The organism is Albidovulum denitrificans (genome assembly GCF_002973535.1).
Classification (GTDB): domain Bacteria; phylum Pseudomonadota; class Alphaproteobacteria; order Rhodobacterales; family Rhodobacteraceae; genus Albidovulum; species Albidovulum denitrificans.
Genome location: NZ_PVEP01000008.1, coordinates 80,293 through 101,889 on the forward strand (window position 1 = coordinate 80,293; position 21,597 = coordinate 101,889).

Below are 21,597 nucleotides of genomic sequence, written 5' to 3' on the forward strand. Positions count from 1 at the left end.
GTCCGGGGGCTGGCCCCCGGCCTTGCCGTCAAAGATTGAACACCCGGCTCGGGTGCAGCTCGCCCGATTTGTAGACGCCGACCGCCACCGCGCGGCCCTGATAGCTCGCCCAGGCTTCCTCGCCCCAGTCCATGTCCGAGGCGATCACCATCCCCGGATTGCCGTTGCGAAGACGTGCCGCGCCCTCTGGCGTCGCCTTCAGCTCGGGCAGCTCCGCCAGCCCGACCTCAAGCGGCAGCAACCGCGCGTCGAGCGCACCGGTCTTGGCTTCGGCGTCGATCACCTCGACCGACACGCCATCGGTGGCCTCGAACGGCCCCGACCATACGCGGCGCAGCCAGAGGACATGGCCATGACACCCCAGCGCCGCCCCCAGATCGCGGGCGATGGAGCGGACATAGCCGCCCTTGCCGCAGACCATTTCCAACTCGACCGTATCGGCATCGGGCCGCGCCACGACCTCAAGGCTTTCGACCCAGAGGGGCCGCGCGGCCAGGTCCATTTCCTCCCCCGCGCGGGCCAGCGCATAGGCGCGTTCGCCATCGACCTTCACGGCGGAGAATTGCGGCGGGACCTGCATGATCTCGCCCCGAAACGCCACCAGCGCGCTGGCAATATCTTCGTCCGAGGGACGCGCGTCCGAGGTCGCGATCACCTCGCCTTCCGCGTCGTCGGTGTTGGTGGCGATCCCAAGGCGCACCGCGAAGCGGTAGCATTTCAGCGCGTCGGTGATGTAGGGGACGGTCTTCGTCGCCTCGCCCAGGGCCACCGCCAGAACGCCCGTCGCGGCGGGGTCGAGCGTCCCGGCATGGCCCGCCTTCTTCGCGTCCAGCGCCCAGCGGACCTTGTTCACGACCGAGGTGGAGGTCATGCCCGCCGGTTTGTCCACCACCAGCCAGCCCGAGATGTCGCGGCCCTTCTTGCGTGCCATGTCCTGCCCTTCCGATCCGAAGCGCGCCGATTAGCGAAAGCCCGCGCGGCCGTCAATCCGCCGGGGCGGTCAGGCCGACCATCGGCCCCATGGCAAAGCCAAGATCGTTGCGCCCCAGATCGGGCGCATAGAGGCGGGAGATATTGCCATCGAAGTAAAGCGCATCGGGCGCGCCGAGCGCATCGCGGAAGAAGCGGGCGAAGGTGTGGAAATTCACCTTCGCGTCCGAGATCGCGAACCAGGCCGTCGCGCCGTCGGCGCTGACCCCGACGCCGTTGCGGTAGTAAAGCGAATCCGAGCCCGGCAGGAATTTCGGGTGCAGCTTGCCGCCGATGACCAGCATCGGGCCGGACTGGGTGGCATAGCGGCACTCGGGCGTGGTTTCGGCATAGCGGCGCGATTCGATCACCGCGAAACGGTCGGGGGCGATGCAGAAGACGCCGTTCGGCAGAAGGCCGAAATTCCCCGGCCCGTCCGAGGTGATGATGCGCTGCGCCTCGGCCCCGTTTTCCACATAAAGCCCGACCGGGCTGCGGTCGGGGTGGTACATGCCCGCATTCATCGCAAAGACCAGCTTGCGCCCCTCGGTGGCCAGCGCCGCATCGACCCGTTCGAAACCCAGAAGCGGCTGGCCCTCGGCATCCTTCAGGAACAGGCGCAGGTCGTCGCCCGCGTGGGCCTCGCAGACCGAAAAGGTCAGGTCCTCGAAGGGGACGGTACGGCAGGCGGGATCGGCCGCGGCCTGAACCGGGGTGGCCAGCAGAAGGGCCGCCAGTGTGTCAGTCCAGAGCTTCGTCATCCCGGTCATCCGTCGCGGCGATGTCGCGCTGCACCCGTTCGTCGGCCAGCAGTTCGCGCATCCGGTCCATGCGGTCGAAGGTTTCGTCAATGCGGAAGCGCAGCTCGGGGGCGAATTTCAGTTGCAGGTCGCGCGCGACGACATGGCGAAGCTCCCCCTGCGACCGGCTGAGCGCCTTCAGCGCCGCCTCGGCCCCGGCACCGCCCAAGGGCAGCACATAGGCGGTCGCGACGCGCAGGTCGGCAGAGACCTTGACCTCGCCCACCGTGATCGACATGCCTGCCAGATCGTCGTTATGGATCTCGCCCCGCATCAGCGCTTCGGAGAGCTTGCGCCGGATCGCCTCGCCGACGCGAAGCTGACGTTGCGAGGGGCCTTTGCCCGAAGAGGTGCGGTGATGTGCCATTGGCCCGGTTTAGGCCAAGCCCGCGCGCCCCGCAACGGGGCTTTGCCAACGCTTGCGTGACCGGCTAAACCGGGCCGGTCGCAAGAAGGAGCGTGGAGATGCAGCCAGAGCAGGATCTGCCGGGCGTCGTGGTGACGGGGGTGTCGGGCCGGATGGGCCAGATGCTCGTCAAGCTGATCGGGGCTTCGGAGAAGCTGCGGCTGGTCGGCGCGGTGGAACGCGAAGGCACGCCCTGGATCGGGCGCGATCTGGGCGAGGCGATGGGCGGGGCGGCCAATGGCGTGCGGGTGACGGACGATCCGCTTGAGGCTTTCGCGAAGGCGCAGGCGGTGATCGACTTCACCGCCCCGGCCGCGACGGTCGAGTTTGCCGCGCTGGCCGCGCAGGCGCGCGCGGTCCATGTCATCGGCACGACGGGGTTCGAGGCAGGGCAACTGGCGAAGTTGACCGCCGCGTCGCGTCACGCCGTCATTGTGCGCGCGGGCAACATGAGCCTTGGGGTCAACCTGCTGACGCGGCTGACGCGCAAGGTGGCCGAGGCGCTGGATGCCGACTGGGACATCGAGATCGTCGAGGCGCATCACCGGATGAAGGTGGACGCGCCGTCCGGCACCGCGCTGATGCTGGGGCAGGCGGCGGCCGAGGGGCGCGGCGTGGCGCTGGAGGGCCATCGCGACAGCGGGCGCGACGGGCTGACCGGGGCGCGCAAGCGCGGCGATATCGGCTTTGCCGCGATCCGGGGCGGCGACATCGTGGGCGAGCATGACGTGATCTTCGCGGGCGAGGGCGAGCGGATCATCCTGCGCCATGTCGCGACCGACCGGGCGATCTTTGCCCGCGGTGCGCTGAGGGCCGCGCTTTGGGGGCAGGACCAGAAGCCCGGCGAATATGACATGATGGATGTGCTTGGCCTTTGAGGGCGGGCCGTCTCGGGGGGCGTCGAGCCCCCGCTCGCCGGGGCCGCGCGCGGCCTGCCTCCGGCGGGAGTATTTTGGCAACGAAGAAGCCGGGGCGGGAAGACGTCGGGGGGCGTGGTCAGAAGTCGACCGCGATGCCCTTCTTTTCCCAATCGCCGTAGCGGACAGGTTCCGGCCCGTCGCGGCCGCCGAGTTCGGTCGGACGGTCGGCGGGCTTTGCCTTTCTGCGACGCTCCGCCGCCTCGGCCAGCGCGCGTTTCGCGGCGTCTGGAAGGTTATCCGTGCGCGGGTCGGTCATGGTGCTGTCCTTGTCCGGGGTCGCGCCATGATATAGGCGGCGAGGGGTCAAGGCAAACGGGGCGGGAATGGCGCAGGTAACGGCAAGGGCGGCGGCGGCGCGGCTGGTTCTGGGGGTTCTGGAGGACCGGGTGTCCCTGGTCGAGCAGGTGCAGCGCGGGGCGTTGGACAGGCTCGCGCCGCCCGATCGGGCGCGGGCGCAGCGGCTTGCGCTGTCGGCGCTGCGCAACCTGTCGCGGGCCGACGGGGTGTTGAAGCCCTTGATGCGCAAGGTGCCGCCCGCGCCGGTGCGGGCGATCCTGCGGGTCGCGGTCAGCGAGATGATGGAGGACGGCGCCGCCCCGCATGGTGTCGTAGGCGAGGCCGTGGCGGCGACGCGGGCCCTGGGCGCCGGGGGCGAGCGGTTGACCGGGTTGGTCAATGCCGTTTTGCGGCGCGCCTCGGAGGTGTCGGTTGAGCGTTGGGCGGCGCTGCCCGCGCCGGAGATGCCGGGCTGGCTGCGCGGGCGGATCATGTCGGCCTATGGCAAGAAGGCGGCGCAGGCGATGGAGGCCGCCCATGCGCGCGGCGCGCCCATCGACCTGACACCGAAGGATGGCGATGCGGCGGGGCTGGCCGGGCGGCTGGGCGCGGTGGTGCTGCCGACCGGGTCGGTACGGCTGACCGCCGGCGGGCAGGTGAGCGAGCTGCCGGGCTATGCGACCGGCGACTGGTGGGTGCAGGACGCCGCCGCCGCGCTGGCCGCGAAGGCGCTGGCGGTGCGGAAGGGGGAGCGGGTGCTGGACCTTTGCGCCGCGCCGGGGGGCAAGACCTTGCAGCTTGCGGCGGCGGGGGCGGAGGTGACCGCGCTTGACCTGTCGGAGGAGCGGCTGGTGCGGCTGCGGGAGAACCTTGCGCGCTGCGGGCTGTCGGCGACGGTCGTTGCGGCGGATGCGCTGAGCTGGGAGGGGGCGGGCGATTTCGATGCGGTGCTGCTTGATGCGCCCTGTTCGGCGACGGGGACGATCCGGCGCCACCCGGACCTGCCTTACCTGCGCGACGGGACGGGCATTCGCGAGATCGCCCGCCTTCAGGCCGATCTGATCGACAGCGCCGTCGCGCGTCTTGCGCCCGGCGGGCGGCTGGTCTTTGCGACCTGTTCGCTTCTGCCCGATGAGGGGGAGCGGCAGGTGGCGGCGGCGCTTGAGCGCAACAGCGCGCTTGCCATCGACGCCGGGGCGCTTGACCTCGCCGGTGCCGCGCCGCATTGGAGAACGGCAGAGGGCGGGCTGAGGACGCGGCCGGATGACTGGCCGGAGCTTGGCGGGCTGGACGGGTTCTATATCGCGGCCCTCCGCCGGTCCTGAGGCAGTGGGGCCAGAGCGCCCGTGACAGGGCGCGGGGGCGCGGATAGTCTGCCTCCGGGCAGATATCGGGGCTTTCGGGCCCTGGACAATGACAGGGACGTGGGGCGTGGCGCGATCGGAAAAGCAGACCGGGGCGAAGGTCGGTGGCTTCGACCGCATCCATGCGCGTCTTGCGGCGCTGGCGCGGCCCGCGACCGGGTTCGTCAGCCAGCCGGAGCCGAAGACCATCGGGTCTTTCGCGCGGGGGCGTCAGCTTATTGCCGGGAATTTCCTGTTCGCCGGGTTCCTGATCGAATCCAAAGACCGCTCCATCTGGGATCTGCCGGTCCCCGATCCGCGGTTCGAGGAGGCGATTCACGGCTGCGCCTGGCTGGACGATCTGGCCTCGGTCTCCGATCTTCCGGCGCGCAAGCGGGCGCAGGACTGGGTCTTTGACTGGATCGCGCGGTTCGGGCGCGGATCGGGGCCGGGCTGGACGCCGGACCTGACCGGGCGGCGGCTGATCCGCTGGATCAACCATGCGATCCTGCTGCTGAACGGACGGTCGCGGGCCGATTCCGACGCGTATTTCCGTTGCCTTGGGCGGCAGACGATTTTCCTTGCGCGGCGCTGGCGCACCGCCGCGCCGGGCCTGCCGCGGTTCGAGGCGCTGACCGGGCTGATCTACGCGGGCCTTGCCCTGACCGGGATGGAGCGCCATGTCGGCCCCGCCGCCGAGGCGCTGGGCCGCGACTGCGCCAGCGAGATCGACGCCGAAGGCGGCGTGCCGACGCGCAACCCAGAGGAATTGCTTGAAGTTTTCACCCTGCTGACCTGGGCCGCCGCCGCGCTGGCCGAGGCCGGGCGGGTGCCGCATCCCGATCATGTCGCCGCCATCGACCGGATCGCGCCGACCTTGCGGGCGCTGCGCCATGCCGATGGCGGGCTGGCGCGGTTCCATGGTGGCGGGCGGGGCCTTGAGGGGCGGCTGGATCAGGCGCTGGCCAATCTGCGCGGCCGGGCGATGACGGCGCACGGGCTTGCCATGGGCTATGCGCGGCTGGCCGCCGGGCGCACCACCGTGATCGTCGATGCCGCGCCGCCGCCGTCGGGGCGCGCGTCGGAGAACGCCCATGCCTCTACCCTGGCGATGGAGATGACGTCGGGGCGCCGCCCGCTGATCGTCAATTGCGGATCGGGGGCGAGTTTCGGGCCGGACTGGCGCCGCGCGGGGCGGGCGACGCCATCGCATTCGACGCTCTGCGTGCAGGGGTTTTCGTCGTCACGGCTTGGCGCAGAAGGGCCGTTCAGCGCCCGCAGTCAGTTGATGGATGCCCCCGATCAGGTCTGGGCGCAGCCCGAGGATGACAGCGACAGCCATCGCCTGATGGCCGGGCATAACGGTTATGTCCCGACCCATGGCCTGACGCATATCCGCCACCTGACGCTGTCGATCGACGGGCGGTCCCTTGCGGGCGAAGATACGCTGGGCGCGATGACGGTGGGCGACCGGCGGCGCTATGAGACGATCATGGAGCGGACGCGGCACAAGGGCATCGCTTTCGATCTGCGCTTTCACCTGCATCCCGATGTCGACGCGACCGTCGATCTTGGCGGCACGGCCATCTCCATGGCGCTGAAAAGCGGGGAGATCTGGGTGTTTCGCCATGACGGCGTGGGGGAATTGCGGCTGGAGCCTTCGGTCTACCTTGAAAGCGGGCGGCTGAAGCCGCGGGCGACGAAGCAGATCATCCTTTCCTCGGTCGTTCTCGATTATGCCTGCCAGTTGGGCTGGACCTTGGCCAAGGCACAGGATACCCCGGCGGCGATCCGTGACACGCTGCGCGATGGCGATGCCGACGCGCCCCAGGACCCATAGCGAAGGACCCCGCCCGTGACCGTTACCGCGCCCGAAAACCAGCATTCCGACCTTGCGCCGATGCGGCGCGCCCTGATCTCCGTCTCGGACAAGGGCGGGCTTCTCGATTTCGCCAGGGCGCTGGCGGCGCGGGGGGTGGAGCTTTTGTCGACCGGCGGCACCTCGACCATGCTGCGCGAGGCGGGGCTGGCGGTCCGGGATGTGGCCGATGTGACCGGCTTTCCCGAGATGATGGACGGGCGGGTGAAGACGCTGCATCCGATGGTCCATGGCGGGCTTCTGGCGCTGCGCGACAATCCCGACCATGCGAAGGCGATGGAAGACCACGGCATCGCGGCGATCGACCTTCTGGTGGTGAACCTCTATCCGTTCGAGGCGACGGTGGCCAAGGGCGCCGATTACGCGACCTGTGTCGAGAATATCGACATCGGCGGCCCGGCGATGATTCGGGCGGCGGCGAAGAACCACGCCTATGTCAGCGTGGTGACCGACGCACAGGATTACGCGGCGGTGGTGGCCGAACTGGACGCCAACGGGGGCCAGACGCGCTATGCTTTCCGTCAGGTGCTTGCGCAGCGGGCCTATGCGCTGACGGCGGCCTATGACGCGGCGGTGTCGGGCTGGATGGCCGGTGCGCTGGGCGAAACGGCGCCGCGCCGCCGGGCTTTTGCCGGGACGCTGGCGCAGACGCTGCGCTATGGTGAGAACCCGCACCAGTCGGCGGCCTTCTACACCGACGGATCGGACCGGGCGGGCGTTGCCACCGCGAAGCAGTGGCAGGGCAAGGAGCTGTCCTACAACAACATCAACGACACCGACGCGGCGTTCGAGCTGGTGGCAGAGTTCGATCCGGCCGAGGGACCGGCCTGTGCGATCATCAAGCACGCGAACCCCTGCGGCGTGGCGCGGGGTGAAACGCTGATCGACGCCTATCGCGCGGCCTATGATTGCGACCGGACTTCGGCCTTCGGGGGGATCGTGGCGCTCAACCGCCCGCTTGATGCCGCGACGGCGGAAGAGATTTGCCAGATCTTCACCGAGGTCGTCATCGCGCCCGGTGCGGACGATGCGGCGAAGGCGGTCTTTGCGGCCAAGAAGAACCTGCGCCTTCTGACGACGGACGGGCTGCCCGATCCGACATCGGCGGGCCTGACCTTCCGCCAGGTCGCGGGCGGCTTTCTGGTGCAGGACCGCGACAACGGCATCATCCTGCCCGCCGACCTGAAGGTGGTGACGAAACGCGCCCCCAGCGCGGCGGAGATCGCCGATCTTCTCTTTGCCTGGAAGGTCGCGAAACACGTCAAGTCGAATGCCATCGTCTACGTCAAGGGTGGCGCGACCGTCGGCATCGGCGCGGGGCAGATGAGCCGGGTGGACAGCACCCGCATCGCGGCCCGCAAATCCGCCGATATGGCCGAGGCGCTGGGTCTGTCGGAACCGACGGTCAAGGGATCGGTCGTCGCCTCTGACGCCTTCTTCCCCTTCCCCGACGGTCTGCTGACGGCGGCGGAGGCCGGGGCGACGGCGGTGATCCAGCCAGGCGGGTCGATGCGCGATGCCGATGTGATTGCGGCGGCCGATGCGGCCGGGCTGGCCATGGTCTTTACCGGCCAGCGCCATTTCCGGCACTGAGGGCGGGATGCGCCTTGTCGTCCTGACCGCCGCCGCGACCTTTGCGCTGGACCAGATCACGAAATTCACCGTGGTCGAGGTGATGGACCTTTCCGCGCGCCATCAGATCGACGTGCTGCCGCCCTGGCTGACCTTCCGCATGGCATGGAATCAGGGGATCAACTTCGGGCTGATGTCCCATTCCTCGGACCTTGCGCGCTGGGCGCTGATCGCGCTGGCGGTGGTAATCTCCGCCTGGGTCTGGCTCTGGGTCCGGCGCGAGCCGCACAGCACCATCGTCAAGCTTTCGGCCGGGATGCTGATCGGGGGCGCGGCGGGCAATGTCATCGACCGGATCATCTATGGCGCGGTGGCCGATTTCCTGAACATGTCGGTGCCGGGGTTTCAGAACCCCTATTCCTTCAATGTCGCCGATATTGCCATCTTTGCCGGCGCCATCGGGCTGGTGATCTTTACCGGGCGGGAGAAGACTAGGTGACGGCGCCGATCAGTTGGGCTAAGACGACATCAGGCAGGTGAGGGAGAGACGGATGCAGCCGAGGCTGACTCTGGGCAAAATAACGCTTGGTGCGGTGCTGTTGCTGACGCTTTCAGCCTGCGGCGGCATGTTTGGTGGCAATGACAAGGACCCGCGCCTGATGCATGTCCGCAGCCAGACGCGCAGCCCCGACGAATTCGCCGTGGTTCCGACCAAGCCCTTGCAGATGCCCGAGGATCTGGCGCAGCTTCCGGCGCCGACGCCGGGCGGTGCCAACATCACCGACCCGACGCCCGAAGCCGACGCCATCGCGGCGCTGGGCGGCAATCCGGCGGCGCTGGGCCAGCAGACCATCGCGGCGGCCAGCACGACGCTGGTCAACTATACCGGCCGTTACGGGCGCTCGGCGGGGATCCGTCAGACGCTGGCGGCCGAAGACTTGCAATGGCGGCGTGACCATGACGGGCGGCTTCTGGAGCAGATCTTCAACACCAACGTCTATTACCGCGCCTATGCGGGCATGTCTCTCGACCAGCATGCCGAGCTTGAATACTGGCGCGCGCGCGGTGTGAAGAACGTCGGCGCACCGCCCAAGGGGCTGAAGAAGGCGAAGTAGTAGGATCACCTCTGCGTCAGCCCGCGCGCCTTTGACTTGACGCTTGCCATTCAGCCGCTACCAATTCGCCCATCCTGTTGGGAGGAAGGCATGTTCCTGCGTATTCTGCGCCCCCTCGTGCTTGCCGCGGTCTTCGCAAGCCCCGCCGCGGCGGGAGAGGTCACGTCCTTCGACCTAGATAACGGGCTTCAGGTCGTCGTGATCGAGGATCACCGCGCGCCGGTCGTCGTCCAGATGGTCTGGTACCGCGCCGGGGCCGCCGACGAAAAGCCGGGCGTCTCGGGCGTGGCGCATTTTCTGGAACACCTGATGTTCAAGGGGACGGATACCGTTCCTTCGGGTGAGTTCTCGAAGATCGTGGCGGCCAATGGTGGGTCGGACAACGCCTTCACCTCATGGGATTTCACCGCCTATTTCCAGCGTATCGCCTCGGACCGGCTGGAGCTGGTGATGAAGATGGAGGCGGACCGGATGCGCCATCTCAAGCTGTCGGAAGACGACTGGCAGACAGAGCGCGAGGTCGTCATCGAGGAACGCAACCAGCGCACCGACAGCGATCCGGGCGCCATCTTCGGCGAACAGAAGCAGGCGGCGCAGTACCTCAACCACCCCTATGGCACGCCGATCATCGGCTGGCGGCAGGAGATGGAGAAGCTGACCCGGCAGGACGCGCTGGACTGGTACAAGACCTATTACGCGCCCAATGACGCCGTGCTGATCGTCGCGGGCGACGTGACGCCGGATGAGGTGAAGGCGCTGGCCGAGAAATACTATGGCCCGCTGGCGCCGACGCCGGGGATCGGCCCGCGTGCGCGGCCGCAGGAGCCCGTCCAACGGGCCGAGCGGCGGCTGAGCTACCGTGACCCGCGCGTCGCGCAGCCCTATCTGTCGCGCAGCTATCTGGCCCCCGAACGCGATCCGGGCGACCAGAAGACGGCGGCGGCGCTGACGATCCTTGCCGCGGCGCTGGGCGGCAGCCCGCAGACCTCGATCCTGGCCAAACGGCTTCAGTTCGACAGCAAGATCGCGCTTTACACCGCCGCCGATTATGACGGTCTGTCCTATGACGACACGACCTTCAGCCTTGTCGTCGTGCCTGCGCCGGGTGTCGGGATGGCCGAGGCCGAAAAGGCCATGGACGGCGTTCTGGACGATGTGGCGAAGAACGGCATCGACGCGGAGCAGTTCGCGCGGATCAAGACCCAGATCCGCGCCGACAACATCTATGCCGAGGACAGCGTGATGGGTCTGGCCAAACGCTATGGTGAGGCGCTGACCACCGGGCTGACGATCAAGGACGTGCAGGACTGGCCCGCCGTTCTGGATGCCGTCACCGTGGATGAGGTGCGGCAAGCCGCGCGCGACGTGCTGGACAAGCGCCACGCTGTCACCGGCTGGATGATGCCCGAAAGCGCGGGCGATGACACGACGGAGTTGATGCAATGATCCGCGCCCTCATCACGGTTGCCGTTGTCCTTATGACCGCGCTGCCCGCCCTCGCGGCAGTGAAGATACAGGAGATCACCTCGCCCGGCGGCATCCGCGCCTGGCTGGTCGAGGAACATTCGCTGCCCTTCACCGCGCTTGAACTGCGGTTCGAGGGCGGGGCGAGCCTTGATGCGCCGGGCAAGCGCGGGGCGACCACGCTGATGACCTCGACCCTTGAGGAAGGGGCGGGCGATCTGGACTCGCAGGGCTTCGCCGCCGCGCGTGAGGCGCTGGCGGCCGATATTTCCTTCGACGTGGGCGATGATGCGGTCTCCGTCTCGGCGCAGATGCTGACCGAGAACCGCGATCAGGTTGTCGCCCTTCTGAAATCCGCCCTGACAGAGCCGCGCTTCGATCAGGACGCCATCGACCGGGTGCGGGCGCAGATCGATTCGCTTATCCGGCAGGACGAAACCGATCCGGGGCGCATCTCCAGCCGCACCCTCGACCGCCTTGCCTTTGGCGATCACCCCTATGGGACCGTGCGCAACGGCACGCTGGACAGCCTTGCCGCGCTGACCCGCGACGACCTGATCGCCGCCAAGGACGCGGTTCTGGCGCGCGACCGGGTGTCGGTCGCCGCGGTCGGCGACATCACGCCCGAGGCGCTGGGCAAGCTGATCGACGAGGTGCTTGGCCCGCTGCCCGCCAAGGGCGCGCCGATGCCGCCCCATGTCACCCCGGACCTGACCGGGGGCGTGACCGTCGTCGATTTCGACAGCCCCCAATCGGTGGTGAATTTCGGCCAGCCGGGCATCACGCGCGACGACCCGGATTTCTTCGCCGCCTATGTGCTGAACCACATCATCGGCGGGCAGGGCTTTTCCGCCCGGCTGATGGATGAGGTGCGTGAAAAGCGCGGGCTGACCTACGGGATCGGAACCTTCCTGATGCCGCTGAACCTGGCCGAGACCTGGCAGGGGACGTTTTCGTCGGCGAACGAAAAGGTGGCCGAGGCGATCGGCGTGGTGCAGGACGTCTGGGCCGACGTGGCGGCCAACGGCGTGACGGAGGCAGAGCTGGACGCCGCCAAGACCTATCTGACCGGCTCCTTCCCGCTGCGCTTCGACGGCAATGACCGGATTGCTGGCATCCTCGTCGGCATGATGGCCGAGGGGCTGCCTGCCTCCTATGTCAACGACCGCAACGGCTATATCGAGGCGGTGACGCTGGACGATGTGAAGCGGGTGGCACAACGGTTGATGACACCCGGTGGCTTGCGTTTCGTGGTCGTGGGCAAGCCCGTCGGACTTCAGACGACGAACTGACGCAAAGCCTTCGCCGGGCATGGCCGAATCTGCCGGAACCTGCTAATTCTGGTAGGATGAACGCCGAAAGCCCCAATATCCTGCCTGATCGGCCTGTTATTCGGCAGCTGGATGAGGCCGCCGTCAACCGCATCGCTGCGGGTGAGGTGGTCGAACGTCCGGCCTCGGCCGTGAAGGAGCTGGTCGAAAACGCGCTGGATGCCGGGGCGCGGCGGATCGAGGTTTCTTATGCCGATGGCGGCAAGACGCTGATCCGCGTGGCCGATGACGGCTGCGGGATGAGCGCTGGCGATCTGCCGCTGGCGCTGGCCCGGCACGCAACGTCCAAGATCGACGGATCGGACCTGCTGAACATCCGCACCTTCGGCTTTCGGGGCGAGGCGCTGCCGTCGCTGGGCGCGGTCGGGCGGCTTCGCATCACCTCCCGCGCGGCGGGGGAGGCGGCGGCGGAGATTGCCGTCTCTGGCGGACGGGTCGATCCGGTGCGCCCGGCGGCCCTGTCGAAAGGCACCGTCGTCGAGTTGCGCGATCTTTTCTTCGCGACACCCGCGCGGCTGAAGTTCCTGCGCTCTGACCGGGCCGAGGCGCAGGCGATCCGCGACGTGGTGCAGCGTCTGGCGATGGCAGAGCCTTTCGTCGGGTTCACGCTGCGCGACGTGTCGGGCGGTGGCGAGGGCCGTGTGATCCTGCGGGCGGACCCTGAGCAGGGCGATCTCTTTGACGCGCTGTCGCACCGGCTCGGCACCCTGATCGGCAGGGAGTTCGCCGAAAACGCCCTGCCGATTGATGCGGAGCGTGAGGGCATCCGCCTGACCGGCTTTGCCGCCTTGCCGACCTATTCGCGCGGCGCGGCGGTGGAACAGTTCCTGTTCGTCAACAGCCGCCCGGTCCGCGACAAGCTGCTGATCGGGGCCCTGCGCGCGGCCTATATGGATGTGCTGAGCCGTGACCGGCATCCGGCGGCGGTGCTGAACCTGATCTGCGACCCCGAACGGGTGGACGTGAACGTGCATCCCGCCAAGGCCGAGGTGCGGTTCCGCGAACCCGGCGTGGCGCGCGGCCTGATCGTGTCGGCGCTGCGCCATGCGCTGGCCGAAGCGGGGCATCGCGCGTCCTCCACCGTCGCGGCGGCAACGCTGGGGGCGCTTCGGCGCGAACCGCAAGGCGCGGCGCCGCGTATCTATCAGATGGACCGGCCGTCGCAGACGACGCTTCACCATGTCCGCGACTGGCAGGCGCCGCTTGCCCGCGATTTCGCCGAGGCCAGCGCGCGGTTCGATCCGGCGCCGATGCCCGAGGTCACGGATCGCGGTCAGGAGCAGAACCCCCTTGGCGCCGCCCGCGCGCAGGTGCATGAGAACTACATCATCGCCCAGACCGAAACCGGCATCGTCATCGTCGATCAGCACGCCGCCCATGAACGGCTGGTCTATGAACGGCTGAAGCGGCAGCGCGACGCGAACGGCGTGGCGGCGCAGGCGCTTCTGATCCCCGAGATTGTTGAGCTTTCGGACGCCGATGCGGGCCTTTTGCTGGACCACGCGGCGCCGCTTTCGGCGCTGGGGCTGACGGTTGAGCCCTTCGGCGGTGGCGCGGTGGCCGTGCGCGAGACTCCCGCGCTCTTGGGCGAGGTCAATGTGACGGCGCTGATCCGCGACATTCTGGACGAATTGCACGACCTCGGCAGCAGTCAGAAGCTGCAATCGCGGATCGACGCGGTTCTCAGCCGGATGGCCTGTCATGGATCGGTTCGCTCCGGCCGCCGGATGCGGCCCGAGGAGATGAACGCGCTTCTGCGCGAGATGGAGGCGACGCCGCTGTCGGGGCAATGCAATCACGGGCGGCCGACCTATGTCGAGTTGAAGCTTTCCGATATCGAACGGCTTTTCGGGCGCACATGATCACGGTCAACGGACAGAGCTATGCGCTGGGCGACCCGCTGGTGCTTGCCATCCTCGGCGGCGCGGTGCTGGTGCTGGCGCTCTTTATCCTCATCATCCTGACCATGCGCGCTGCTGCCCGGTCGGCCCGGATGACCGAACCGCTGTCCTATCACCTCAGCCAGCTTGGCCAGCGGGTGCAGTCCCTGTCGGACGGGCAGCAGCAGCTTGCCGGTGGCCTGACCCATGTGTCCGAGGCGCAGGCGACCTCACAGACCAAGGTCCTGCACCTGATGGAGCAGCGGCTGGCGGAAGTGTCCAAGGGCATGACCGAAAGCCTTCAGGGCGCCGCGACGCGCACCGCCCGGTCGCTGGGCGATCTTCAGCAGCGGCTTGAGACGATCGACAAGGCGCAATCGAATATCGAAAAGCTGTCAGGTGACGTCCTGTCCTTGCAGGACATTCTGTCGAACAAGCAGACGCGCGGCGCCTTTGGGGAAATTCAGTTGAACGACATCGTCCGCAAGGCGATGCCGCCCGATTCCTATTCGATGCAGGCGACGCTGTCGAACGGGCGGCGGGCCGATTGCCTGATCCACCTGCCGAACCCGCCCGGCCCCATCGTGATCGACAGCAAGTTCCCGCTGGAAGCCTATGAGATGCTGCGCCGGGCCGAAAACCAGTCGCAGTTGATCGAGGCGCAGCGCAGCCTGCGGATCGCGGTCAGAAGCCATATCAAGGCGATCTCGGAACGCTATATCCTCGACGGGGAAACGGCGGATGGCGCGCTGATGTTCCTGCCGTCGGAGGCGGTCTATGCCGAGCTGCACGCGAACTTCCCCGAGTTGGTGCGCGAAGGCTTTGACGCGCGGGTCTGGATCGTGTCACCGACGACCTGCATGGCGACGCTGAACACCATGCGGGCGGTCTTGAAGGACGCGCGGATGCGGGAACAGGCGGGGGCGATCCGCGCGACGCTGCGGCTGTTGCACCGCGACGTGGAACTGGTGGTTGAGCGGGTGGACAAGCTTTCCACCCATTTCAACCAGGCGCGCGGCGATCTGGAGGGCATCACCACGGCTGCCGAACGCGCGGGCAAGCGCGCGGCAAAGCTCGACAATTTCGACTTTGAGGAGCTTTCGCCCGAGGCTGAGGATCAGCGCGTGGTGCCATTGGCCAAGATCTGACTGGTATTCGCCGCATTCCGGGCGGATTTCATCCGTAACGGTCAACAATGACCAGTGCGGAGAGGGCAAATGCAGAGGGTTGAGACGGGTCCCGTGTCGACGGCGAGATTCATCGTTCCGGTGCTTTTCACCGTCACGATCTTCATCAGCGCGTCCCTGCTGTTCTTCGTGCAGCCGCTTTTCGCCAAGATCGTGCTGCCGCAGATCGGCGGCGCGCCTGCGGTCTGGACGACCGCGATGCTGTTTTTCCAAAGCGTTCTGATCGGCGGTTACCTTTATGCCCATCTGGTGACGCGCTATCTGCCGGTCTGGGCGCAGCTTTTCCTGCATCTGCTGCTTTGGGGGGCGGCGCTGTTCTTCCTGCCGCTGGCGATCCCCGAAGGCTGGCAGTTCGCGGCGGAGAGGTCCGCCGTGGTACAGACGCTGGTCCTCTTTGCGCTGGGCGTCGGGCTGCCCTTCGGTGTCTTGTCGGCCAACGCGCCGCTGATCCAGTCCTGGTATGCGCGCAGCGACGGCCCTTCGGCTGATGATCCCTATTTCCTTTACGGGGCGAGCAATCTTGGCTCGCTCATCGCGCTTCTGGGCTTTCCCCTTGTCGCCGAACCGCTTCTGGGCGCGCGGCGGATCGGGGAGCTTTGGGCGCTGGGCTTTGTCACCTTCGGCGCCTTCCTTCTGATCTGCGGCCTTCTGGTGCTGCGCGGCCCCAACGCACGCGCGGCACGGGCCGAGGGCGCGGCCGGGCCGATCACGGCGGGCCAGGTCGGCTGGTGGCTGCTTTTGTCCTTCGTGCCGTCCTCGATGATGCTGGCGGTCACGACGAAGATCAGTACCGACCTGGGCGCCGTGCCGCTGGTCTGGGTGGTGCCGCTGTCGCTGTACCTTCTCAGCTTCGTCCTGACCTTCGCGAAACGGCCCATCGGGGCCAGCCCGGTCCTGCGTCTCCTTTACCTGATCGCGCTTGGCGGGCTTGGCGCGGCTTTCGCGGGGCTGACGGGCGGGCATCTGGATGTCTGGGGGGCGGCCGGGCTGGTCCTTGCCTTCTTCGTGGTGGCGCTGTTCGGTCATGCAAGGCTTTATGCCGAGCGCCCCGATGGCCGTCACCTTACCGTGTTCTATCTGGTCATGTCCGTCGGTGGTGCGCTGGGCGGGATCTTCAACTCCATCCTCGCGCCGATCCTGTTCAACACGCTGGCCGAGGGCGGGGTGACCGTACTGCTGGCGGCGGTCCTGATCCTCAGCCGCGCCATGCGGCCGACGCGGGCGCTGGCGCTGAAGGGGGCCGCCCTCGGGCTGATCGCGGTGGTGCCGATCGTGGTGATGACGCGGGTCTACGGTGTCGATGACTGGCTGACGCTGCGCCTGACGATGTTCGCGCTGGCCGGTGGCGTGGCGATCTGGTTCCGCCATCAGCTACCGGCCGCGGCGATTTCCATGGGGATCGTGACGGGGATCAGCCTTTATGAAATGCCTTCGGGCGATGTCTTTCGTGATCGCAGCTTCTTTGGCACCCACCGGGTGATGGAGGCGGACGGGATGCGCCAGTACGTCAACGGCACGACCATTCACGGGTCGGAAAAGCTGGCCGATTTCGGGCGCGACCGGCCCGAACCGCAGCTTTACTATCACCGCAACGCGCCGATGGCGCGGGTCCTTGGCTCCCCCGTCGGGCAGCGCGCGAAGCGTGTCGGGATCGTGGGGCTGGGTGTCGGGGCGCTGGCCTGCTACAGCCAGCCGGGGCAGGACTGGACGTTCTATGAGATCGACGCGGCGGTGGATCGGATCGCGCGCAATCCGGCCTACTTCACCTTCCTGTCTGCTTGCGCACCAGACATGACGACCCGTCTGGGTGACGCGCGGGTGGTGTTGTCGCAGGAAGGCGGCGAGGCGCCCTATGACATCCTGGTGATCGACGCCTACGGGTCCGATGCGGTGCCGATGCACCTGACGACGCTGGAAGCGATGGAGCTTTACATGGGCCGTCTGGCCCCGGACGGGCTGCTTATCTACCACATCTCGAACCGCTACTACGCCATCGACCGGCCGCTGGGCCGCAGCGCCGCCGCGCTGGGCCTGACGGCGCGGATCGAGGAGTATGACGGCAATGCCGACCGCGACCCCGGCGATATCGGATCGCGCGTGGTGATGATCGCACGGGATGAGGGTGTCTTTGGCCCGCTGGCGGCGGACCCCCGGTGGCGGGTGCTGCGCTCAGACGGCGGGCCGGTCTGGACCGACGATTTCGCGAACCTGCTGTCGGTGCTGAACTGACCCGCAGCGGCCCGGCCGGACCCGCGCGGCGTCAGTTGGCGCAGCGCTTGGCGGCCTCGTCGAGCGCGGCGGTGATCCCGAGGAGCGAGAAGCTGTCCTTGGTCTGCGTCCCGCGCGCCGAACGTGCGGTCAGCGAGACGCTCGCCCCGGCCTTCAGGGCGGCGATGATCTTTGCGTCGTCGTCACGCGATCCGGCCCAGGCCCATTCGCCATCGGTGAAAAGGTCGAACTTCGTATCGCCGATCATCAGATCCACGGTCGAGCCGCCCGCGAAGGGGTAGCCGCCGGTGAACGACACCTCGCCCGCGGCCGAGCCGGGGCGGAAGGTGACGAAAAGCAGGATGTCGCCGCGCCGCACCGACACGGCCTTGCCGTCGCGCGTGTTCACGGTTTCCTTCGGGGCCGAGACGCCCCAGCATTCCTTCGGGCTGTCCTCGACGAAGACGCTCCAGTCGGTTTCGGCCGCCACCCTGTTGGTCGAGACCTGTGCCTGCGCGCCCGTGGTCGTGCCAATTGCCAGAACCGTAGCGCCCAGGATGCGCAGCATCGCCGATGTCATTGGATCTGCTCCCTCCAACCGTATTGTCTTTGCCTCCTGCCCCGTCGCTGTTGCCGATCGACTTTTGGGTGGCAGGAAACCCTATCACTGAGTATGGGTGTCATAACGCGAATTCCTTGGACGGGGAAAGCCCCGGCGGCAGAAAATCGCGCAATGGTGAGGGTGATTTGGCAGCGATTCCCTTGATAGAACTCTGGCGCGGCGGGATGTTGGAAAGCGTCCATGCCGGTCATGCGGTGATCTGCGACGAGAGCGGCGCGATTGTCGAGGCCTGGGGCGACCCCGAGGCGGTGATCTTTCCGCGGTCCTCCTGCAAGATGATCCAGGCGCTGCCGCTGATCGAAAGCGGCGCGGCGGAGGCCTTTGGTCTGGCCGAGGCGCAGCTGGCACTGGCCTGCGCGAGCCATAATGGCGCGCATATCCACACCGATCCGGTCAATCGCTGGCTCGCCGATCTGGGGATGGGCGACGACGATTTGCGTTGCGGGACGCAGATGCCCGACGACCGCGACGCGCGGAAGGAGCTGATGTGTTCGGACGCCGCGCCCTGTCAGGTCCACAACAACTGCTCCGGCAAGCATGCGGGCTTCCTGACGCTGGGCCGGCACCTGAAGGCGGGGCCGGATTATGTCGAGGTCGACCATCCGGTGCAAAAAGCCGTGCGGGCGGCGTTCGAGGAGGTGACGGGCGAGGCCTCGCCCGGTTACGGCATAGATGGCTGTTCGGCGCCGAATTTTGCGACCTCGTTGCATGGGCTGGGGCGCGCCATGGCGGGGTTTGCCGCCGCCAACCCCGAGGGGAACGCGCGCGAACGGGCCATGGCGCGGCTTTGGCGCGCGATGGTGGCCTATCCCGCGCTGGTCGCCGGTGAAGGGCGGGCCTGCACCAACCTGATGCGGGCGATGGGCGGCAAGGTTGCGGTCAAGACCGGGGCCGAGGCGGTGTTCGTGGCGATCCTGCCGGAGATGAAGCGCGGCGTCGCGGTGAAGATCCTCGATGGCGGGACGCGGGCCTCGGAAGCGGCGATCACGGCGCTTCTGGTGCGGCTTGGCGCGCTGGAGGCCGGGCATCCGGTCGTCGGGCGTTACCTGAGCGACCCGATGCTGAACCGGCGCGGGATCGCGGTGGGCGAGATGCGGCTGGCCCCCGGTTTCGCGGCCTGACCTGAAGCATGTTGCATGAAAAGTGGGAGCCGGTTTTCGTGCTTCCCGAACATGCGAAATCAAAGGGCGGGGCGCCCGTACCGGGCGCACGATCTTCCCCTCAGGCCCGCCGCTTGCGCGGCAGACCTTCGCGACGCCTCCGGCGGGATTATTTTTGCAACGAAGAAGCCCGTGGGGTCAGGCGAAGTCCTCGACCGTGTAGCCCTGGATGTAGAGCAGCGCCGTCAAGTCGCCGTGATTGATGCGGATGTCGCATTGGGCGGCGACCGCAGGCTTGGCGTGAAGCGCGACACCGGCACCGGCGCGGTGCAGCATCCCGAGGTCGTTGGCGCCGTCGCCGACGGCCATTACATCGGCATGGGCAAGGCCGAGGCGGGCGGTGATCTCTTCCAGCGCGGCGATCTTGGCCTCACGCCCGAGGATGGGGCGGGCGACGTCGCCGGTGAGGGTGCCGTCTTCGGCCAGAAGCGTGTTGGCGCGGTGTTCGTCGAAGCCGAGTTCCCGCGCCACGGCGGTGGTGAAGGCGGTGAAGCCGCCCGAGACGAGGGCCGCGTAACCGCCATTGGCCTTCATCGTGGCGAGAAGCTCCCGCCCGCCGGGGGTGAAGGTGATGCGCTCGGCCAGGACCTTGTCGATCACGGCTTCGGGCAGGCCTTTGAGAAGGCCGACCCGTTCGATCAGCGCGCCTTCGAAATCCAGTTCGCCGTTCATGGCGCGTTTCGTGATCTCGGCCACGCGGGGGCCGACGCCCGCCATGTCGGCCAGTTCGTCGATGCATTCCTGGCCGATCATGGTCGAATCCATATCGGCCAGCAGCATCTTCTTCCGCCGCCCCTCGGCGGGCTGGACGATGAGGTCGAGCCCCATCTCCTGCAAGCCCTGCCAGTTGTCCCATCTGTTCGCTGGCACGATTTCTACCGGGAATTCGGCGGCGATGCCGGGGTTGAGCCAGCGCGCCGTGTCGCCGCCCCAGGCGTTCTGAAGCGCCTCGACCGCGGCGGTGTCGAGATCGGCGCGGTCGGGATTGGCAAGCAGGGTCACGATGAACATGGTGGGCCGCTCCGGTGGTTTCGGGGTCTTTCGGGACCTCTAGTGCGAACCGGCGCGGGAGGCCAGAGGGGTTTCTGGCGAGAGGCGGCGGGGTGGTGGAGTTTCCGATAGTGGATGGCGTGTTGCGGATCGGGGCGCGAAAGCGACGCTTCGGCGCGATTTTCCGGCTTGTGCGGCGGTCCGGGCCGCTTTATCCCCGGCGGCGGGACACCCCTCCCCAACGAGGGGCGTATATCTGGAAGGATACCAGCAATGGTCAAGACGCCTCCGGCCGCGCGGCCGGTCAATCCGCGCTTCTCTTCGGGCCCCTGCACGAAGATCCCCGGTTTTTCCCTCAACATGCTTTCGGATGCACCGCTTGGCCGGTCGCATCGTGCCGCCATCGGCAAGGCGAAGCTGAAAGAGGCGATCGACCTGACCCGTGAGATCCTTGGCGTTCCGGCCGAGTACCGGATCGGCATCGTTCCGGCGTCGGATACCGGCGCGGTGGAAATGGCGCTTTGGTCGCTTCTGGGCGCGCGGCCGGTGGAGATGCTGGCCTGGGAATCGTTCGGCGAGGGCTGGGTCACGGATGTGGTCAAGCAGCTGAAGCTGGATGCGAGTGTGAAGAAGGCGCCTTATGGCGAAATCGTGGATTTCGCGACGGTCGATTTCGACAAGGATGTGGTTTTCACCTGGAACGGGACGACCAGCGGCGTGCGGGTGCCGAATGGCGATGCGATCCCGGCGGACCGCGCTGGCCTGACGATCTGCGACGCGACCAGCGCGGCCTTCGCGATGGACCTGCCTTGGGACAAGCTCGATGTCGTCACCTTTTCCTGGCAGAAGGTGCTGGGCGGCGAGGGCGGGCATGGCGTGTTGATCCTGTCGCCCCGCGCGGCGGAGCGGCTGGAAAGCCATACCCCCGCCTGGCCGCTGCCGAAAATCTTCCGCATGACCAAGGGCGGCAAGCTGATTGAGGGCATTTTTGTCGGTGAGACGATCAATACGCCGTCGATGCTTTGTGTTGAGGATTACCTTGTCGCGCTGAAATGGGCGCAAGGCATCGGCGGGTTGAAGGGGCTGATCGCGCGGGCCGGGGCGAATGCCAGGGCGGTTCACGATTTCATCGCGGACAAGGACTGGATCGCCAATCTGGCGGTCGATCCGGCGACGGCATCGACCACCAGCGTGTGTCTGAAGTTCACCGATGCCCGGATCAGGGACGGCGCGGCCTTTGCCAAGGCGGTGGCGAAGCGGCTTGAGAAAGAGGGCGTGGCGCTCGATGCGGGCGCCTATCGTGATGCGCCTGCGGGCCTGCGCCTCTGGTGCGGATCGACGGTCGAGGCATCGGACGTTGCCGCGCTGATGCCGTGGATCGAATGGGCCTTCGAGGCCGAGATCGCTGCGCAGGCAAACTGACCCCTCGCGCGCCAAACCGAACATGAGGTCCCGGATCAGGTCCGGGACAGCGT

At 67.5% G+C, this 21,597-nt stretch carries 19 protein-coding genes; 13 read left to right on the forward strand and 6 right to left on the reverse strand.

The window, feature by feature from the left end:
- Nucleotides 1-28 precede the first annotated feature (28 nt).
- From truB to rbfA, 3 genes are read right to left on the reverse strand one after another with little or no spacing between them, the layout of a single operon-like run.
- Complete coding sequence (truB, locus tag LX70_RS16080; protein ID WP_105515821.1) at nt 29-931, reverse strand: tRNA pseudouridine(55) synthase TruB; 903 nt, start codon at nt 929-931, stop codon at nt 29-31.
- Nucleotides 932-983: 52 nt separating this feature from the next.
- The gene (locus LX70_RS16085; RefSeq protein ID WP_105515892.1) at nt 984-1,730 is read right to left on the reverse strand and encodes a phosphodiester glycosidase family protein; all 747 of its coding nucleotides are present in this window, start codon (nt 1,728-1,730) and stop codon (nt 984-986) included.
- The gene (rbfA, locus tag LX70_RS16090) at nt 1,711-2,136 is read right to left on the reverse strand and encodes a 30S ribosome-binding factor RbfA (protein WP_105515822.1); all 426 of its coding nucleotides are present in this window, start codon (nt 2,134-2,136) and stop codon (nt 1,711-1,713) included. The genes LX70_RS16085 and rbfA overlap by 20 nt, the downstream gene beginning before the upstream one ends.
- A gap of 98 nt (nt 2,137-2,234) precedes the next feature.
- Here rbfA and dapB point away from each other — a divergent pair, with 98 nt between their 5' ends.
- Nucleotides 2,235-3,053, forward strand: coding sequence for a 4-hydroxy-tetrahydrodipicolinate reductase (gene dapB, locus LX70_RS16095; protein WP_105515823.1), 819 nt, complete (start codon nt 2,235-2,237; stop codon nt 3,051-3,053).
- A gap of 118 nt (nt 3,054-3,171) precedes the next feature.
- Here dapB and LX70_RS16100 read toward each other — a convergent pair whose 3' ends face one another.
- The gene (locus LX70_RS16100) at nt 3,172-3,351 is read right to left on the reverse strand and encodes a DUF1674 domain-containing protein (RefSeq protein WP_105515824.1); all 180 of its coding nucleotides are present in this window, start codon (nt 3,349-3,351) and stop codon (nt 3,172-3,174) included.
- A 67-nt stretch (nt 3,352-3,418) separates the two neighbouring features.
- Between LX70_RS16100 and LX70_RS16105 the strand changes: the two genes are divergently transcribed.
- The 10 genes from LX70_RS16105 (at nt 3,419) to LX70_RS16150 (ending at nt 17,371) form a co-directional block, all read left to right on the forward strand.
- Nucleotides 3,419-4,696, forward strand: coding sequence for an RsmB/NOP family class I SAM-dependent RNA methyltransferase (locus tag LX70_RS16105; RefSeq protein WP_105515825.1), 1,278 nt, complete (start codon nt 3,419-3,421; stop codon nt 4,694-4,696).
- An 88-nt stretch (nt 4,697-4,784) separates the two neighbouring features.
- Entirely contained in the window at nt 4,785-6,554 is a 1,770-nt protein-coding gene (locus tag LX70_RS16110; protein ID WP_105515826.1) for a heparinase II/III family protein, read from the forward strand.
- Between the two features lie 60 nt (nt 6,555-6,614).
- Nucleotides 6,615-8,186, forward strand: a complete 1,572-nt coding sequence (gene purH, locus LX70_RS16115) for a bifunctional phosphoribosylaminoimidazolecarboxamide formyltransferase/IMP cyclohydrolase (RefSeq protein WP_105515893.1) — start codon at nt 6,615-6,617, stop codon at nt 8,184-8,186.
- 7 nt (nt 8,187-8,193) lie between these two features.
- Nucleotides 8,194-8,664, forward strand: a complete 471-nt coding sequence (lspA, locus tag LX70_RS16120) for a signal peptidase II (protein ID WP_105515827.1) — start codon at nt 8,194-8,196, stop codon at nt 8,662-8,664.
- 52 nt (nt 8,665-8,716) lie between these two features.
- Nucleotides 8,717-9,280 carry a DUF3035 domain-containing protein gene (locus LX70_RS16125; protein WP_105515828.1) on the forward strand — a complete coding sequence of 188 codons (564 nt, stop codon included), beginning with the start codon at nt 8,717-8,719 and terminating at the stop codon, nt 9,278-9,280.
- A gap of 90 nt (nt 9,281-9,370) precedes the next feature.
- The gene (locus LX70_RS16130; protein WP_105515829.1) at nt 9,371-10,726 is read left to right on the forward strand and encodes a M16 family metallopeptidase; all 1,356 of its coding nucleotides are present in this window, start codon (nt 9,371-9,373) and stop codon (nt 10,724-10,726) included.
- Nucleotides 10,723-12,036, forward strand: a complete 1,314-nt coding sequence (locus LX70_RS16135) for a M16 family metallopeptidase (RefSeq protein WP_105515830.1) — start codon at nt 10,723-10,725, stop codon at nt 12,034-12,036. The genes LX70_RS16130 and LX70_RS16135 overlap by 4 nt, the downstream gene beginning before the upstream one ends.
- A gap of 56 nt (nt 12,037-12,092) precedes the next feature.
- Complete coding sequence (gene mutL / locus LX70_RS16140) at nt 12,093-13,937, forward strand: DNA mismatch repair endonuclease MutL (RefSeq protein ID WP_105515831.1); 1,845 nt, start codon at nt 12,093-12,095, stop codon at nt 13,935-13,937.
- Complete coding sequence (locus LX70_RS16145) at nt 13,934-15,103, forward strand: DNA recombination protein RmuC (RefSeq protein WP_105515832.1); 1,170 nt, start codon at nt 13,934-13,936, stop codon at nt 15,101-15,103. The genes mutL and LX70_RS16145 overlap by 4 nt, the downstream gene beginning before the upstream one ends.
- Nucleotides 15,104-15,172: 69 nt before the next feature.
- Nucleotides 15,173-17,371, forward strand: coding sequence for a fused MFS/spermidine synthase (locus LX70_RS16150; protein WP_105515833.1), 2,199 nt, complete (start codon nt 15,173-15,175; stop codon nt 17,369-17,371).
- Nucleotides 17,372-17,402: 31 nt separating this feature from the next.
- Here LX70_RS16150 and LX70_RS16155 read toward each other — a convergent pair whose 3' ends face one another.
- On the reverse strand, nt 17,403-17,930 hold the full coding sequence (locus tag LX70_RS16155) for an invasion associated locus B family protein (RefSeq protein WP_105515834.1): 528 nt from the start codon (nt 17,928-17,930) through the stop codon (nt 17,403-17,405).
- 167 nt (nt 17,931-18,097) lie between these two features.
- Here LX70_RS16155 and LX70_RS16160 point away from each other — a divergent pair, with 167 nt between their 5' ends.
- Nucleotides 18,098-19,093, forward strand: a complete 996-nt coding sequence (locus tag LX70_RS16160) for an asparaginase (protein ID WP_281260460.1) — start codon at nt 18,098-18,100, stop codon at nt 19,091-19,093.
- A 177-nt stretch (nt 19,094-19,270) separates the two neighbouring features.
- Here the strand turns inward: LX70_RS16160 and serB are convergent, their stop codons facing one another.
- A complete protein-coding gene (gene serB / locus LX70_RS16165) occupies nt 19,271-20,143 on the reverse strand; it encodes a phosphoserine phosphatase SerB (RefSeq protein ID WP_105515836.1) in 873 nt (290 codons plus the stop codon).
- A gap of 252 nt (nt 20,144-20,395) precedes the next feature.
- On the opposite strand from serB, the gene LX70_RS16170 reads away from it, so the two are divergent.
- Nucleotides 20,396-21,544 (forward strand): phosphoserine transaminase, encoded by a 1,149-nt coding sequence (locus LX70_RS16170; protein ID WP_105515837.1) that lies wholly within the window; start codon nt 20,396-20,398, stop codon nt 21,542-21,544.
- Nucleotides 21,545-21,597: the final 53 nt, after the last annotated feature.